Below are 14,339 nucleotides of genomic sequence, written 5' to 3' on the forward strand. Positions count from 1 at the left end.
ATGGAATACCCATCTGGTATCATTTTGGAGTGGATAGCCAATTACTTTTGGCCGTATGTTCGCATCTCCTCTATGTTGATGGTGATGACCGTCACTGGGGCACGTTTTGTGTCGCCTCGAATTCGCCTCTACCTGGGGCTCGCAATCACGTTTGCAGTTATGCCTGCCATTCCTACTGTTCCGCAAGATATAGAGCTGGTCTCATTTCGCGGTTTTATGACCATTGCCGAGCAGATGATTATCGGCATTGCGATGGGCATGGTGACTCAATTTATGATTCAGACCTTTGTCTTGTTAGGTCAAATTCTCGGTATGCAATCCAGTTTGGGCTTTGCTTCGATGGTTGACCCGGCTAACGGACAAAGTACCCCGTTGCTCGGTCAGCTGTTTATGTTCTTAACCACCATGTTCTTTCTTGCCACAGACGGGCACTTGAAAATGTTGCAGCTGGTGGTTTTCAGTTTTAAAACACTGCCAATCGGCTCTGGCACATTAACGGCAGTGGATTTCCGTGAGTTGGCGGGGTGGCTGAGCATCATGTTCAAAACGGCATTAAGTATGTCTCTATCAGGCATTATTGCTCTGTTGACCATCAACTTATCGTTCGGTGTCATGACACGTGCCGCGCCGCAGTTAAATATCTTTTCACTTGGCTTCGCGTTTGCCTTGATGGTCGGTTTGTTAATTTGTTGGTACATCTTGGCTGGCTTGTACAGCCATTACGAGTTGTACTGGGCTGTGGGTGAGGAGCAGATTTGTCGCCTCATTCGCTTGGAGTGCTAATTTGGCAGAGTCAGACGGTCAGGAACGCACCGAAGAAGCCACGCCCCGACGGTTACAACAAGCCAGAGAAAAGGGGCAGGTTGCTCGGTCTAAAGAGCTCGCGTCAGCGTCGGTACTGATAGTTGGTGCCATTTCGCTGATGTGGTTTGGTGAGGCATTAGCGCGTGCACTATTTTCCATCATGAGTCGCCTATTTAACCTGACCCGTGATGAAATTTTTGATACCGCAAAGTTGTTTGATGTCGCGCTAGGCGCAATGACGGAATTACTTTTCCCACTCTTTCTTATTTTGGCCACCTTGTTTGTCGCCGCGATGATAGGTGCAGCGGGTGTAGGTGGCATCAGTTTTTCTGCCCAGGCGGCCATGCCTAAGCCGTCAAAAATGAACCCGCTTAGTGGCCTTAAACGTATGGTTGGCATGCAAAGTTGGGTTGAGCTGATCAAATCGATCTTAAAAGTCGTATTGGTCACCGGATTCGCTATCTATTTGATTCAGGCGTCTCAAGCCGATTTGATTCAATTGAGTATGGATGTTTATCCGCAGAACATTTTCCATGCCCTTGAAATCTTGCTCAACTTTATCTTACTGATCAGTTGCTCATTGCTGATAGTGGTTGCCATCGACATTCCATTTCAGATTTGGCAACACTCCGATCAATTGAAAATGACCAAGCAAGAGGTCAAAGATGAATACAAAGAGACGGAAGGGAAACCCGAGGTAAAAGGGCGAATCCGTATGTTGCAGCGGGAAGCAGCACAGCGCCGAATGATGGCTGACGTACCTCAAGCCGATGTTATCATCACCAACCCGGAACACTTCTCGGTCGCGCTGCGCTATAAGCAGAAAACGGATCGTGCCCCTGTAGTTATCGCCAAAGGTACCGACCATATGGCAATGAAAATCCGTGAAGTGGCTCGTGAACATGACATTACCATTGTCCCTGCGCCACCATTAGCTCGTGCGCTCTACCACAGTACGGAACTGGAGCAAGAGATCCCGGATGGTCTGTTTACCGCAGTGGCGCAAGTACTCGCATTTGTCTTCCAGTTAAAACAGTACCGCAAGCGTGGTGGCCAGCGGCCTAAACTTCAGGACTATGATTTGCCTATCCCACCGGAACATCGTCACTAGGCTGAGTTACGCGTCAAATAAAAGTTCTTTGATTCAATGATTTGTGACCTGTTGAGCCTTTAGTCATTATTTTGGCGTAAATCATGGTACGCAGATTGCTAAGAATGAGGTAAATATCAACAATTCCTAAACCTTTAGGCTAAAGCCGTCGCGCATAATCTCGTTATCAACGCGATGCTTTCATTCGATTGAGATACCTTGCAGTATGAAGTTAAACCTGCCATTTGCAGATAAATTGCCACGAATTCCTCAGCGTGAAATGCCAGCCATTGGCGCACCTGTTATGGTCTTGGCCACCCTTGCAATGGTGGTGTTGCCGATACCTGCATTCCTGCTGGATATGTTTTTCACCTTCAATATCGCGCTATCTATGGTGGTGTTGTTAGTGACGGTTTACACCCGGCGTCCGCTCGACTTTGCGGCATTTCCCACCGTACTGCTTATTGCGACGCTACTGCGTCTGGCACTGAACGTAGCATCGACGCGGGTCGTATTGCTGCACGGCCATGAAGGCGGCGATGCGGCAGGTAATGTTATCGAGGCGTTTGGTAACGTGGTGATTGGTGGTAACTACGCCGTTGGTCTGGTTGTTTTCCTCATCTTGATGATCATCAACTTTATGGTGGTCACCAAAGGTGCCGGTCGTATTTCGGAGGTAAGCGCTCGCTTTACTTTGGATGCCTTACCCGGCAAGCAGATGGCGATTGATGCTGACTTGAATGCGGGGCTAATCGATCAGGAACAAGCGCGCGTGCGCCGTTTTGAAGTGACCAAAGAGGCGGATTTTTACGGCTCAATGGACGGTGCATCTAAGTTTGTGAAAGGGGATGCGATTGCCGGCATCCTGATTCTGTTTATCAATATTATCGGTGGTCTTTCCATCGGTATGGCTCAATACGGTTTAGGTTTTGGTGATGCGATTGAAATCTACACCTTGCTGACCATTGGTGACGGCCTTGTCGCACAGATCCCGTCACTATTACTGTCGATTGCCGCTGCAATGATGGTGACGCGCCAGAACACGGATGAAGACATGGGCGAGCAGTTGGTTTTCCAAATGTTCGATAACCCGAAAGCGCTTATGATCACCGCCGCCATTCTTGGTGTAATGGGTATTGTTCCGGGGATGCCACATTTTGCGTTCCTGAGTCTGGCTGTGGTTGCCGGGGCTGCTGCATATTTTATCGATAAGCGTCAAAAACAGAAAGCCAAAGAGCCGGCTCTCCCAGTGACAGCAGACGAGAGCAATGAGCCGTCTTCACTGCGTGAGTTATCATGGGATGACGTACAACCCGTCGATATTATTGGCTTAGAAGTGGGTTACCGATTGATTCCGCTCGTTGACCGTGACCAAGGCGGTGAATTGCTCGAGCGCGTCAAAGGTGTACGCAAAAAGTTATCTCAGGACTTCGGTTTCTTAATCCCTGCCGTGCATATTCGAGATAACCTGGAACTGACCCCAAATAGCTACCGCATCACTTTGATGGGCGTTGCGGTGGGTGAAGCAGAAATTCGCCCAGACCAAGAACTCGCGATTAATCCCGGGCAGGTTTACGGTATGATTGATGGGGAGCCAACCATCGATCCGGCATTTGGACTGGAAGCCGTATGGATCCGTGAGGAGCAGCGCGAGCATGCTCAGGCGTTGGGCTACACAGTAGTGGATTCATCCACGGTTCTGGCAACACACCTTAGTCAGCAACTTACCAACAATGCGTCGCAATTGATTGGTCATGAAGAAGTTCAGAACCTGATGGAAATGCTGGGTCGAAGTGCACCTAAGTTAGTAGAGAACTTTATACCCGATCAGCTACCGCTCGGAGTGGTGGTGAAAGTTTTGCAAAACTTGCTTAATGAAGCGATTCCAATTCGTGATATCCGTACTATCGTGCAAACCTTGGCGGAGTACTCCAGTAAGAGTCAAGAACCTGACATTTTAACCGCGGCAGCTCGTATCAGTCTTAAACGTCTAATTGTTCAGGAAATCAATGGGATAGAGCCGGAGTTGCCAGTCATCACTCTGATTCCTGAGCTGGAACAGATATTGCATCAGACAATGCAGGCGTCAGGCGGCGAATCTGCAGGTATTGAACCTGGGCTTGCCGAACGACTGCAATCTTCACTAAGCCAGGCAACGCAAGAACAAGAATTGAAAGGTGAACCTGCCGTACTGTTAACTTCAGGCGTCCTGCGATCGACACTGGCTAAGTTTGTGAAGAACACAATCCCTAATCTCCGGGTACTCTCCTATCAGGAAATACCGGACGAAAAACAGATCAGAATTGTGCAAGCCGTGGGCAACTGATTCTCACGCCTTTTTAATGGATTGATAGTTTGAAAATAAAGCGATTTTTTGCCAAAGACATGCGAACAGCACTACTCCAAGTAAAAGAGGAGTTGGGTGCGGAAGCGGTAATCATGTCGAATAAGAAAGTGGCTGGCGGGGTGGCTATCGTGGCAGCCATCGATAGTGAAGCAAACGCGTCTTCACCAAACGCTTCCGCGCAACTTAATCGTGGTACCTCTCTACCGAATCGCTACAACGAACATCGTCAAATGTCCTCTTCAGCGGCTGAGCGCTTTCAGGAGCGCAGCTTAGAAGAAGATAAAATCAGCCTGAAGAATAGTAAAACGGATTCTCGTGAAAAGTCAGGCTCAATGACGCAGCGTTTTGCGAGCATGCTTAAGCATTACAGCGGTGGTGCTGATGATACTGATGAGTATGTGGCTGAAAATGAAGATTCACTGTCAGCACTCTTAAAGCGCCAAAACAAGCAACGTGACGAATACAGTCAAGAAAGAGCTGCACCTTATCAGCCAGACTCCCCTTTGGCGAAGCTCATCGCTCAAGATGACCGTTTTGAACGTCCAAAACCAAAACTTGATCCAACGCGCTATGATCGCCGCCGATCCTCAGACGCACGTGAAGAGTCAGAGACCGAACTAGAAAATATGCGCGAAGAGATGACCTCAATTCGACGTCTTTTAGAGCATCAGGTTTCTGGTTTGATGTGGCAGGAAGTAGAACGCCGTGAACCACTAAGAGCCATGTTGATCAAGCGATTAGAGCGGATGGGCGTGTCTTCGGAACTAGCGGATCAAATGGCGTGTTATATCCCAGAAGATACCAAGCCGGCACGAGCCTGGAAGGCATTACTTTCACTCGTGGCGGATCAAATCCATATTCCAAAACAAGATATTTTAAAGCGTGGTGGCGTGGTTGCACTGCTTGGTCCTACGGGGGTCGGAAAAACGACAACCGTGGCGAAGCTGGCGGCTCGGGCAGCGATGGAGTATGGTGCCGACAATGTGGCATTGGTTACAACAGATACTTATCGTATCGGTGCACACGAGCAGCTCTCTATTTATGGAAGAATTATGGGTTGTCCCGTAAGAGTTGCTAAAGATTCTAAAGAGTTAGCCGATGTAATATATCAGCTACGAAACAGAAGATTGATTTTGGTTGATACGGCAGGGATGGGGCAACGAGATGTGAGGCTGACTGAGCAACTCGATACCTTAATGCAAGAGAGTGGAGAAGTGATTCACAGCTACCTTGTTTTGCCAGCTACCGCACAACGTCGCGTTCTGCAAGAAACACTAGAACACTTCAGACGTATCCCTCTGTCAGGTTGTATAATGACTAAACTTGATGAATCCCTGAGTTTAGGGGAGTTCATCAGTGTCGTGATTCAGAATGCACTGCCAGTGGCATACATTGCCAATGGTCAGCGCGTACCCGAAGACATTGTGATAGCACAACCGAAATACATGCTTGCGAAAGCAAATGAACTGTTAGAGAAGTCGATAGAGAACGAACCTCATTTTTGGAACAGCGAAAGTGAAGGACTCTAGGGCGACGGATTACTATGACTGAGAATATGATACACGATCAAGCAAGCGGCCTCCGTCGCTTAACACAGCCATCATTAACCAAAGTAATTGCTGTTACTGGTGGTAAAGGTGGTGTGGGTAAATCAAACGTAACACTGGGCCTCGCGATCTCTATGGCTCGTCAAGGCAAGAAGGTAATGGTGCTCGACGCCGACTTGGGGCTGGCTAATGTTGACGTAATGCTCGGTATTCGTACAAAGCGCAACTTAGGACATGTCCTTGCCGGGGAATGTGAGCTAAAAGATGCGATTGTTGAAGGCCCTTACGGAATCAAAATCATTCCTGCAACATCTGGCGCACAGAACATGACGGAGCTTTCTCATTCTCAACATGCCGGTCTTATTCGTGCATTTGGCAGTTTGGAAGATGAAATGGATGTCCTACTGGTTGATACCGCTGCAGGTATCTCAGACATGGTTATCAGTTTCTCGCGAGCAGCCCAAGATGTCGTGGTCGTGGTGTGCGATGAGCCAACGTCCATTACGGATGCATACGCATTAATCAAGCTACTGAGTAAAGAGCATCAAGTTCAGCGCTTTAAAGTGGTAGCAAATATGGTGCGAAGCTATCGAGAAGGGCGAGAATTGTTTGCAAAACTGACACTTGTCACAGAACGATTCTTGAATGTAAGCCTTGAACTTGTCGCCTGTATTCCGTTAGATGATAAAGTACGCCAAGCGGTGAAACGCCAGAGAATTGTCGTAGACGCGTTTCCACGCTCTCCTGCAGCTTTAGCGATCAGTTCTTTAGCCAATAAAGCATTAACGTGGCCAATACCAAAAACACCAAGCGGACACTTGGAGTTTTTTGTCGAGAGGCTTCTAAATCGTAGCGAATTCACAGAGGACCCATTTGGTGAATAATGCAGTAACCTACGATCAACGCGGGAAAGTTAACAGTCAACAGGCGTTCATAGAGCGTTATTCTGTGTTGGTTAAGCGTATTGCTCATCACCTTTTAGGCCGTTTACCGCCGAGTGTTCAGGTAGAGGATCTAATCCAGGCTGGCATGATCGGCCTTATCGAAGCTCAGCAGAATTATGATGGTTCTAAAGGTGCGAGCTTTGAAACCTATGCTGGTATCCGAATTCGTGGCGCAATGCTAGATGACATGCGTAAAGGCGATTGGGTACCGCGTTCGGTTCATAAAAATAATCGTGAAATCAATCAAGCGATTGCAGAGCTCGAAGGTATTCTCAACCGTGACCCGACAGACTCTGAAGTCGCAGCTCATCTCGAAATGACTTTGGATCAATATCATCATGCACTAACTGATATAAACTGTTCAAAGTTAGTCGGTATTGAGGATTTAGGTGTTTCAGATGATGTGATTTCACCATCCGACGAAAGTGATAACAGCAACCCATTTAAAGGTGTGGCTGATGAATCCTTTCGTAAAGCACTGATTGAATCAATAAAACAGCTTCCAGAGCGTGAAGCGTTGGTACTTTCGCTTTATTATGACGAAGAACTCAATTTAAAAGAGATTGGTGATGTGTTGGGCGTAAGCGAATCTCGCGTAAGTCAAATTCTGAGTCAATCGATGCAACGTTTACGCACCAAGCTAAGTGCGTGGACACAAAATAATTAAAAACACTGACTTTAAGATTCAGTGGAGGCAATTTTGAATAAAAACATGAAGATCCTTATTGTTGATGACTTTTCAACAATGCGCCGTATTGTTAAAAATCTGCTTCGTGACTTGGGTTTCAATAACACTCAAGAAGCGGACGACGGTTTAACTGCATTACCAATGCTGAAAAAAGGTGACTTCGATTTTGTGGTAACTGACTGGAATATGCCAGGTATGCAAGGTATCGATTTGCTGAGACATATCCGCGCGGATGCTGAACTTAAGCACCTTCCTGTTCTTATGATTACGGCTGAAGCGAAACGAGAGCAGATCATCGAAGCGGCTCAAGCTGGTGTCAATGGTTACATTGTTAAGCCATTTACTGCTGCAACATTAAAAGAAAAACTAGAGAAAATTTTCGAGCGTTTATAATTCTCTTACTCTTTGTTAATCGAGCCATTCATATCAAATTAAAATTACCTAACAATGGCTCGATTAGTGTTTCCCAAAGCGATAAGAAGAACTAAACGTAAAAGGTCTATTCAGAATGATCTCACTAGAGCAGGCGAAGTCGCTCGTTCAAATGTTAGAGAACGGGCATCAAGAGCAAGCCAATATGCTCGTTGCCTCGTTATATGAAGGCGTTGAGAATCCAATGCTTCAAGAAATTGGAGCGTTAACTCGCGATCTTCACGATTCACTCAAGCAGTTCAACTTCGATCAACGCATGACCGAAATTGCACAAGATGAAATCCCGGATGCACGGGATCGTCTTAACTATGTGATTGAGAAAACAGAACTGGCAGCGAACAAAACGATGGATGCAGTCGATTGCTGCCTTCCCATCGCCGATAACTTGCATGAAGGCCTTCTGCAAGTCCGTCCCCAATGGAACGAGCTGATGCGCGGTCGCATTGAGCTAAGTGAATTTAAAGCGCTTTGTCATCGCATCGATGAACTATTGGTTCAGGTCGAAGGTGACAGCACCGAATTGCGCGGTCAATTGACCGAAATTCTCATGGCACAAGACTTCCAAGACCTAACCGGCCAAATCATTCGCCGTGTTATCACGCTGGTGAATGAAGTTGAAGGTCGTTTAGTGGACATCCTCACCGTTTTCTCTGTTAACAAACCAGAAGAACAGACTCAAGTTTTACAACAACCGGCAGATAAAAAGAGTAAACCATCAAGTGAAGCCGAGGGTCCGATTCTTCATCCGGAACTGAGAGAAGATGCGGTTTCATCGCAGGACGAAGTCGATGACTTGTTGTCCAGTCTTGGATTTTAAAGGTAACGTATGAGCTACGATTTAGACGAAGATATTCTACAAGACTTTCTCATTGAAGCGGGCGAAATTCTAGAGCTGCTTTCCGAGCAATTGGTCGAACTGGAAAATAATCCAGAAGACAAAGATTTACTCAATGCTATTTTCCGCGGGTTCCATACGGTAAAAGGAGGCGCTGGCTTCCTCTCATTAGCTGAACTGGTCGATACGTGTCATGGCGCGGAAAACGTGTTTGACGTATTACGCAATGGTCAACGCTCAGTCACCCCAAGCCTGATGGATACCATGCTTAAGGCACTTGATACGGTCAATACTCAATTCCAGGCGGTACAAGAACGCGCAGTGCCTGAAGCCGCTGATCCAACACTCCTTGCTGAACTACATCGTTTGTGTAAGCCTGAATCAGAAGACGAGGCAGTAACAAGGGCGATAGAAGAGCCGATCATTCCTGCAGAGCCAGTCATACCTGAGCAAGAGCCAGCAGTACCAGCTGTCGATTCAAGTATTGGTTCTGTGGACGAAATTACGCAAGACGAATTTGAAAAGCTGCTGGATGAGTTACATGGTAAAGGCAGCGCGCCGGGCGTCTCTAAATCTGAGCCTTCTAAACCAACACAAGTAAACGCTGCTGTTAGTGATAGCGGTGATATAACCGACGATGAATTTGAACGTCTTCTGGATGAACTTCATGGTGTAGGCAACAGTCCATCGTCGTCTACTTCTGCACCAGTTGAACTACCAACATCTCCGGAGCCCGTTGTTCCAGCTAGTTCTTCATCAATGACAGATAACGACAGTGATTTGATGACGGATGAAGAGTTTGAAAAACTACTCGATGAACTGCACGGAACGGGTAAAGGACCATCGGTTGAAGAGCTCGATATGGCGACTAAGCCTGCTTCTGCTAACCCAGCCCCAGTAGCACCGAAAGTGGCAGCAGCACCTGCACCACAGCCAACGGCCAAACCCGTCGCGGTGAAGGAAGAAGCCAAAGCTTCGGCACCAGCGGCCAAGAAACCACAGGCAGAAGCCACCGTAAGAGTGGATACCTCAACGCTTGATACCATTATGAATATGGTCGGTGAGTTGGTGCTAGTCCGTAACCGTTTGTTAAGTCTTGGACTTAACAGCAACGATGAAGAAATGTCGAAAGCGGTCGCGAACTTAGACGTTGTAACGGCCGATCTGCAAGGTGCGGTAATGAAAACGCGCATGCAGCCAATCAAAAAAGTGTTTGGTCGCTTCCCGCGTGTTGTTCGCGATCTGGCGCGTAACCTGAATAAAGACATCGTGCTGGAAATGCGCGGTGAAGAAACGGATCTTGATAAAAATTTGGTTGAAGCTTTAGCCGATCCATTGATCCACTTGGTGCGCAACTCGGTCGATCATGGTATTGAAATGCCGGAAGAGCGCGTAAAAGCAGGCAAATCACGCACAGGTAAAGTGCTTCTGTCTGCTTCGCAAGAAGGGGACCACATTGAACTGTCGATCGTCGATGACGGCGGTGGTATGGACCCGAACAAACTTCGTGCTATCGCCGTCAAACGCGGCATGATGGACGAAGATGCCGCTGCTCGCTTGACTGATAAAGAGTGTTTTAACTTGATTTTTGCGCCTGGTTTTTCAAGCAAAGAGAAGATTTCTGATATCTCAGGTCGCGGCGTTGGTATGGATGTGGTGAAAACAGCCATCAATACCCTCAATGGTTCAATAGATATTGATTCGGAGCTTGGCAAAGGCACTAAGATTAATATCAAAGTTCCGCTTACGCTGGCGATTTTACCCACTCTGATGGTTGGCGTCTGTGGTCATCCGTTCGCGCTACCTTTGGCTTCAGTGAATGAAATCTTCCATTTGGATTTAAGCCGTACTAACGTCGTCGACGGTCAGCTGACAATTATTGTTCGTGAAAAGTCTATCCCATTGTTCTATTTGCAAAACTGGCTGGCGACTAAGTCACCACGAGTTCAGGAGCGTACGGGCCATGGTCATGTTGTCATCGTTCAGATTGGCAGCCAACGTGTTGGTTTCGTTGTTGATACGCTAATAGGACAAGAAGAGGTGGTGATCAAACCACTGGATAAACTATTGCAAGGTACGCCTGGTATGGCGGGCGCGACAATCACCAGTGACGGTCACATCGCATTGATTCTTGATGTGCCAGATTTACTAACGCGATACGCCTCGGCTTCACGAATTTAATCGAAGCGGATGTTTAGAAAGGAATAAAATGGCGATTAAAGTACTAGTCGTTGATGATTCAAGTTTTTTCCGTCGTCGCGTTAGCGAAATCATCAACTCAGAATCGCGCCTAGAAGTGATAGACGTTGCGGTGAATGGCAGAGAAGCGGTTGAAAAGGCCAAATCTCTTAAGCCTGACGTCATCACCATGGATATTGAAATGCCCGTGATGGACGGTATCACGGCGGTTCGTGAAATCATGGCATCGTCGCCGACGCCAATCCTGATGTTTTCGTCACTGACTCATGATGGTGCGAAAGCAACACTGGATGCGCTTGATGCGGGCGCTCTGGATTTTTTACCGAAAAAATTCGAGGACATCGCGCGCAACCGTGACGAGGCGGTATCGCTACTTCAGCAACGCATCATTCAGATTGCATCCAAGCGTTCGTTCTTACGTCGTCCTGTTGCTCGCACATCTCCAGCGGCAACATCGTCACTGACTCGACCGCTTGCAACGCGCGATTCGATCCCAGCGACACCAAAGCCTCGCTCTGCGGGGGCGAAGTATCGATCATCCGGAAAGCGATATCAGCTTACGGCCATCGGCACATCCACAGGTGGGCCCGTGGCTTTGCAAAAGATTTTGACGCGTTTGCCCGCGAATTATCCGCATCCGATTGTTCTTATCCAGCATATGCCAGCAACCTTTACAGCGGCATTCGCCAGTCGCCTGAACACGTTGTGCAAGATTCAAGTCAAAGAAGCGCAAGATGGCGATGTATTGCAAGCTGGTGTGGCGTATCTTGCTCCGGGTGGCAAACAGATGATGATTGATGGCCGCGCAGGTGCTGCACGATTGCGCATTCTTGATGGCGGTGACCGCATGAACTATAAGCCGTGTGTTGATGTTACCTTTGGCTCTGCAGCAAAAGTGTACCGAGATAAAGTGCTCTCGCTCGTGCTGACCGGAATGGGTGCAGACGGCCGAGAAGGCGCACGCATGTTGAAAACTGCGGGGTCGACGATTTGGGCACAAGATGAAGAAAGTTGTGTGGTTTACGGTATGCCTCAGGCTGTCGCGAAAGCGGGTATTTCGTCCGAGGACTTACCCCTGGACCGCATTGCTGAACGCATACTGGTCGAAGTGGGGCTAGCGTAGGATAGATCATGATCGTTTGGAGTGTAGCTAACCAAAAAGGTGGGGTAGGTAAAACGACCACCACGGTAACATTAGCGGGTCTTTTAAGTCAGAAGGGCCATCGTGTGCTCATGGTCGATACTGATCCTCATGGTTCACTCACGACCTATCTCGGTTACGACTCTGATAACGTGGCATCAAGCTTGTTTGATCTTTTTCAGCTCAAAGCGTTCACGCATGAAAGCGTAAAGCCGTTGATTCTTAAAACGCAACTGGACGGTATGGATATCATCCCTGCCCACATGTCCCTCGCGACATTAGATCGCGTGATGGGTAATCGCAGCGGCATGGGATTGATTCTCAAGCGAGCACTCAAAGCGGTTTCTCAAGATTACGATTACGTGTTGATCGACTGCCCGCCGATTCTTGGAGTGATGATGGTCAATGCACTTGCTGCAAGCGATCGTATTTTGATCCCGGTTCAGACTGAGTTTCTGGCGATGAAAGGTCTTGAGCGTATGATGCGTACCTTGAGCATCATGAAAAAATCACGTCCGGGTGGTTTTAAAGTCACGATAGTGCCAACCATGTACGACAAGCGAACCAGAGCTTCATTGCAGACGCTGACCCAACTGAAACAGGACTACCCGAGTCAGGTATGGTCATCGGCTGTGCCAATCGATACTAAGTTTCGCGATGCGAGCTTGAAGCATTTGCCTGTTTCGCACTTTGCATCAGGCAGTCGTGGTGTCTTTGCGTATAAGCAGCTATTGATTTATCTGCAGAGGTTAGCGCTCGATGAGTGATCATGACGTTATTTCCAGTGAACAGGCACTTGATGATTACTTCTGCGCATTGCTAGACGAAGACACTGAGCTTGAAGAGCTGGATGAAGAGTTTGACTTACTTGCTCAAGAACTCGCATCTTCAGAGCCAGAGCCAGAGCCAGAGCCAGAGCCAGAATTGCAGTTGCAACCTCTTCAAGAGGAGCCGACTGCATTTCAAGAAACTTGTTCTCTGGAGTTGGAAGCCCCCAACTTAGAAGATGTTGAGCGTTTATTAAGTCAGCTTGAGTCGAGTAATGTGGTTGACGAACTGGATATCGATGAGATTCTGGCCCAGAACACCATGGCTATTGCTCAGCAAGCAAAACCTATATTGGCGGAGGTTTCTCAGCCAGTTGAAATGGCGGAAGAAATTCAGGAATGGGTTACCGAAGCGCCTGCTATCGAAGTAGACCAGCCAGAAATTATTTCGGCTCAACCTGAACTCGAACAAGTTATCGAACCTGAGCCAGGAATGGTAGCGGCCTCCGAGTCCAAAGCTAACTCAGCTTTACCAAATCCATGGGAAAGTACTCAGCGAACGGAAAACTTTCAGGTGCTTTACTTCGATGTGAATGCTGTGACGTTTGCGGTGCCCCTAGACGAGTTAGGTGGTATTCATCGTATCACCGAGCTGAATCATTTAATTGGTAAACCTGACTGGTACTTGGGGCTGCAGACAAATCGCGAGCAAAAGTTTGATGTGGTTGATACCGCAAAGTGGGTGATGGCTGACAAGCTCTGTAGTGAAGAATATAAAGAGAACTACCAATATGTCGTCATGCTTGGTGAAAGCATGTGGGGATTAGCCAGTAACCAGCTAATGGGGACTGAGGTACTCAATGTTGACAATGTTCGCTGGCGTGAACAGGCGGGTAAGCGTCCCTGGCTGGCGGGCATGGTGAAAGAAAAAATGTGTGCTTTAATTCACGTCCAAGCACTTATAGACATGCTAAACGCTGGTTTAGACGTGAAATCAATGAATTAGAATTAAGTCGGCAACGATATTAACGAGGATTAACTATGTCTCAAGCTTTTGCAGTTGAAGTGAAGAAAGATGCCACAAATGACGAAGTGCTTCAGTGGGTAACGTTCCAACTAGAAGAAGAAACGTACGGCATTAATGTAATGCAGGTACGTGAAGTGCTTCGCTATACCGAAATTGCCCCTGTACCTGGCGCACCAGATTACGTGCTGGGTATTATTAATCTTCGTGGTAACGTGGTTACTGTTATCGATACGCGTTCACGCTTCGGCTTAATTGAAGGCGAAGTGACGGACAATACGCGTATCATTGTTATCGAATCTGAACATCAGGTGATTGGTATTCTGGTCGACAGCGTTGCAGAAGTGGTTTACCTGCGTTCTTCTGAGATCGATACTACCCCTTCTGTTGGAACTGACGAGAGTGCGAAGTTCATTCAAGGCGTCAGCAATCGTGATGGTAAGCTACTTATCCTGGTTGATTTGAACAAGCTGTTAACCGAAGACGAATGGGATGATATGGCTCATCTATAATGGGCTGAA

At 47.6% G+C, this 14,339-nt stretch carries 13 protein-coding genes; all 13 read left to right on the top strand.

What is annotated here, in order from left to right:
• The 13 genes from fliR (at nucleotide 1) to OO774_RS04155 (ending at nucleotide 14,330) form a co-directional block, all read left to right on the top strand.
• Nucleotides 1-783, top strand: coding sequence for a flagellar biosynthetic protein FliR (fliR, locus tag OO774_RS04095; protein WP_264904945.1), 783 nt, complete (start codon nucleotides 1-3; stop codon nucleotides 781-783).
• 1 nt (nucleotide 784) lies between these two features.
• Complete coding sequence (gene flhB / locus OO774_RS04100; protein WP_264904946.1) at nucleotides 785-1,915, top strand: flagellar biosynthesis protein FlhB; 1,131 nt, start codon at nucleotides 785-787, stop codon at nucleotides 1,913-1,915.
• Between the two features lie 205 nt (nucleotides 1,916-2,120).
• Complete coding sequence (gene flhA / locus OO774_RS04105) at nucleotides 2,121-4,220, top strand: flagellar biosynthesis protein FlhA (RefSeq protein ID WP_264904948.1); 2,100 nt, start codon at nucleotides 2,121-2,123, stop codon at nucleotides 4,218-4,220.
• A 29-nt stretch (nucleotides 4,221-4,249) separates the two neighbouring features.
• Entirely contained in the window at nucleotides 4,250-5,770 is a 1,521-nt protein-coding gene (gene flhF, locus OO774_RS04110; protein ID WP_264904950.1) for a flagellar biosynthesis protein FlhF, read from the top strand.
• Between the two features lie 14 nt (nucleotides 5,771-5,784).
• Nucleotides 5,785-6,672: a MinD/ParA family protein gene (locus OO774_RS04115; RefSeq protein ID WP_264904951.1), complete on the top strand. Its 888-nt coding sequence runs from the start codon at nucleotides 5,785-5,787 to the stop codon at nucleotides 6,670-6,672.
• Nucleotides 6,665-7,399 carry an RNA polymerase sigma factor FliA gene (locus tag OO774_RS04120; protein ID WP_264904953.1) on the top strand — a complete coding sequence of 245 codons (735 nt, stop codon included), beginning with the start codon at nucleotides 6,665-6,667 and terminating at the stop codon, nucleotides 7,397-7,399. Before OO774_RS04115 ends, OO774_RS04120 begins: the two co-directional genes overlap by 8 nt.
• A 45-nt stretch (nucleotides 7,400-7,444) precedes the next feature.
• Nucleotides 7,445-7,813 (top strand): chemotaxis response regulator CheY, encoded by a 369-nt coding sequence (cheY, locus tag OO774_RS04125; RefSeq protein WP_020333593.1) that lies wholly within the window; start codon nucleotides 7,445-7,447, stop codon nucleotides 7,811-7,813.
• Nucleotides 7,814-7,928: 115 nt separating this feature from the next.
• Nucleotides 7,929-8,669, top strand: coding sequence for a protein phosphatase CheZ (locus OO774_RS04130; RefSeq protein ID WP_264904954.1), 741 nt, complete (start codon nucleotides 7,929-7,931; stop codon nucleotides 8,667-8,669).
• Between the two features lie 9 nt (nucleotides 8,670-8,678).
• Nucleotides 8,679-10,868, top strand: a complete 2,190-nt coding sequence (locus tag OO774_RS04135) for a chemotaxis protein CheA (RefSeq protein ID WP_264904955.1) — start codon at nucleotides 8,679-8,681, stop codon at nucleotides 10,866-10,868.
• Between the two features lie 28 nt (nucleotides 10,869-10,896).
• Nucleotides 10,897-12,009 (top strand): chemotaxis response regulator protein-glutamate methylesterase, encoded by a 1,113-nt coding sequence (locus OO774_RS04140; RefSeq protein ID WP_264904957.1) that lies wholly within the window; start codon nucleotides 10,897-10,899, stop codon nucleotides 12,007-12,009.
• Between the two features lie 8 nt (nucleotides 12,010-12,017).
• Nucleotides 12,018-12,794 carry a ParA family protein gene (locus OO774_RS04145; RefSeq protein WP_264904959.1) on the top strand — a complete coding sequence of 259 codons (777 nt, stop codon included), beginning with the start codon at nucleotides 12,018-12,020 and terminating at the stop codon, nucleotides 12,792-12,794.
• Entirely contained in the window at nucleotides 12,787-13,800 is a 1,014-nt protein-coding gene (locus OO774_RS04150) for a chemotaxis protein CheW (protein ID WP_264904961.1), read from the top strand. The genes OO774_RS04145 and OO774_RS04150 overlap by 8 nt, the downstream gene beginning before the upstream one ends.
• A 35-nt stretch (nucleotides 13,801-13,835) precedes the next feature.
• Nucleotides 13,836-14,330 (top strand): chemotaxis protein CheW, encoded by a 495-nt coding sequence (locus OO774_RS04155; RefSeq protein ID WP_264904963.1) that lies wholly within the window; start codon nucleotides 13,836-13,838, stop codon nucleotides 14,328-14,330.
• Nucleotides 14,331-14,339 lie beyond the last annotated feature (9 nt).

Origin of the sequence: Vibrio sp. STUT-A11 (genome assembly GCF_026000435.1) — a bacterium.
Lineage (GTDB): Bacteria > Pseudomonadota > Gammaproteobacteria > Enterobacterales > Vibrionaceae > Vibrio.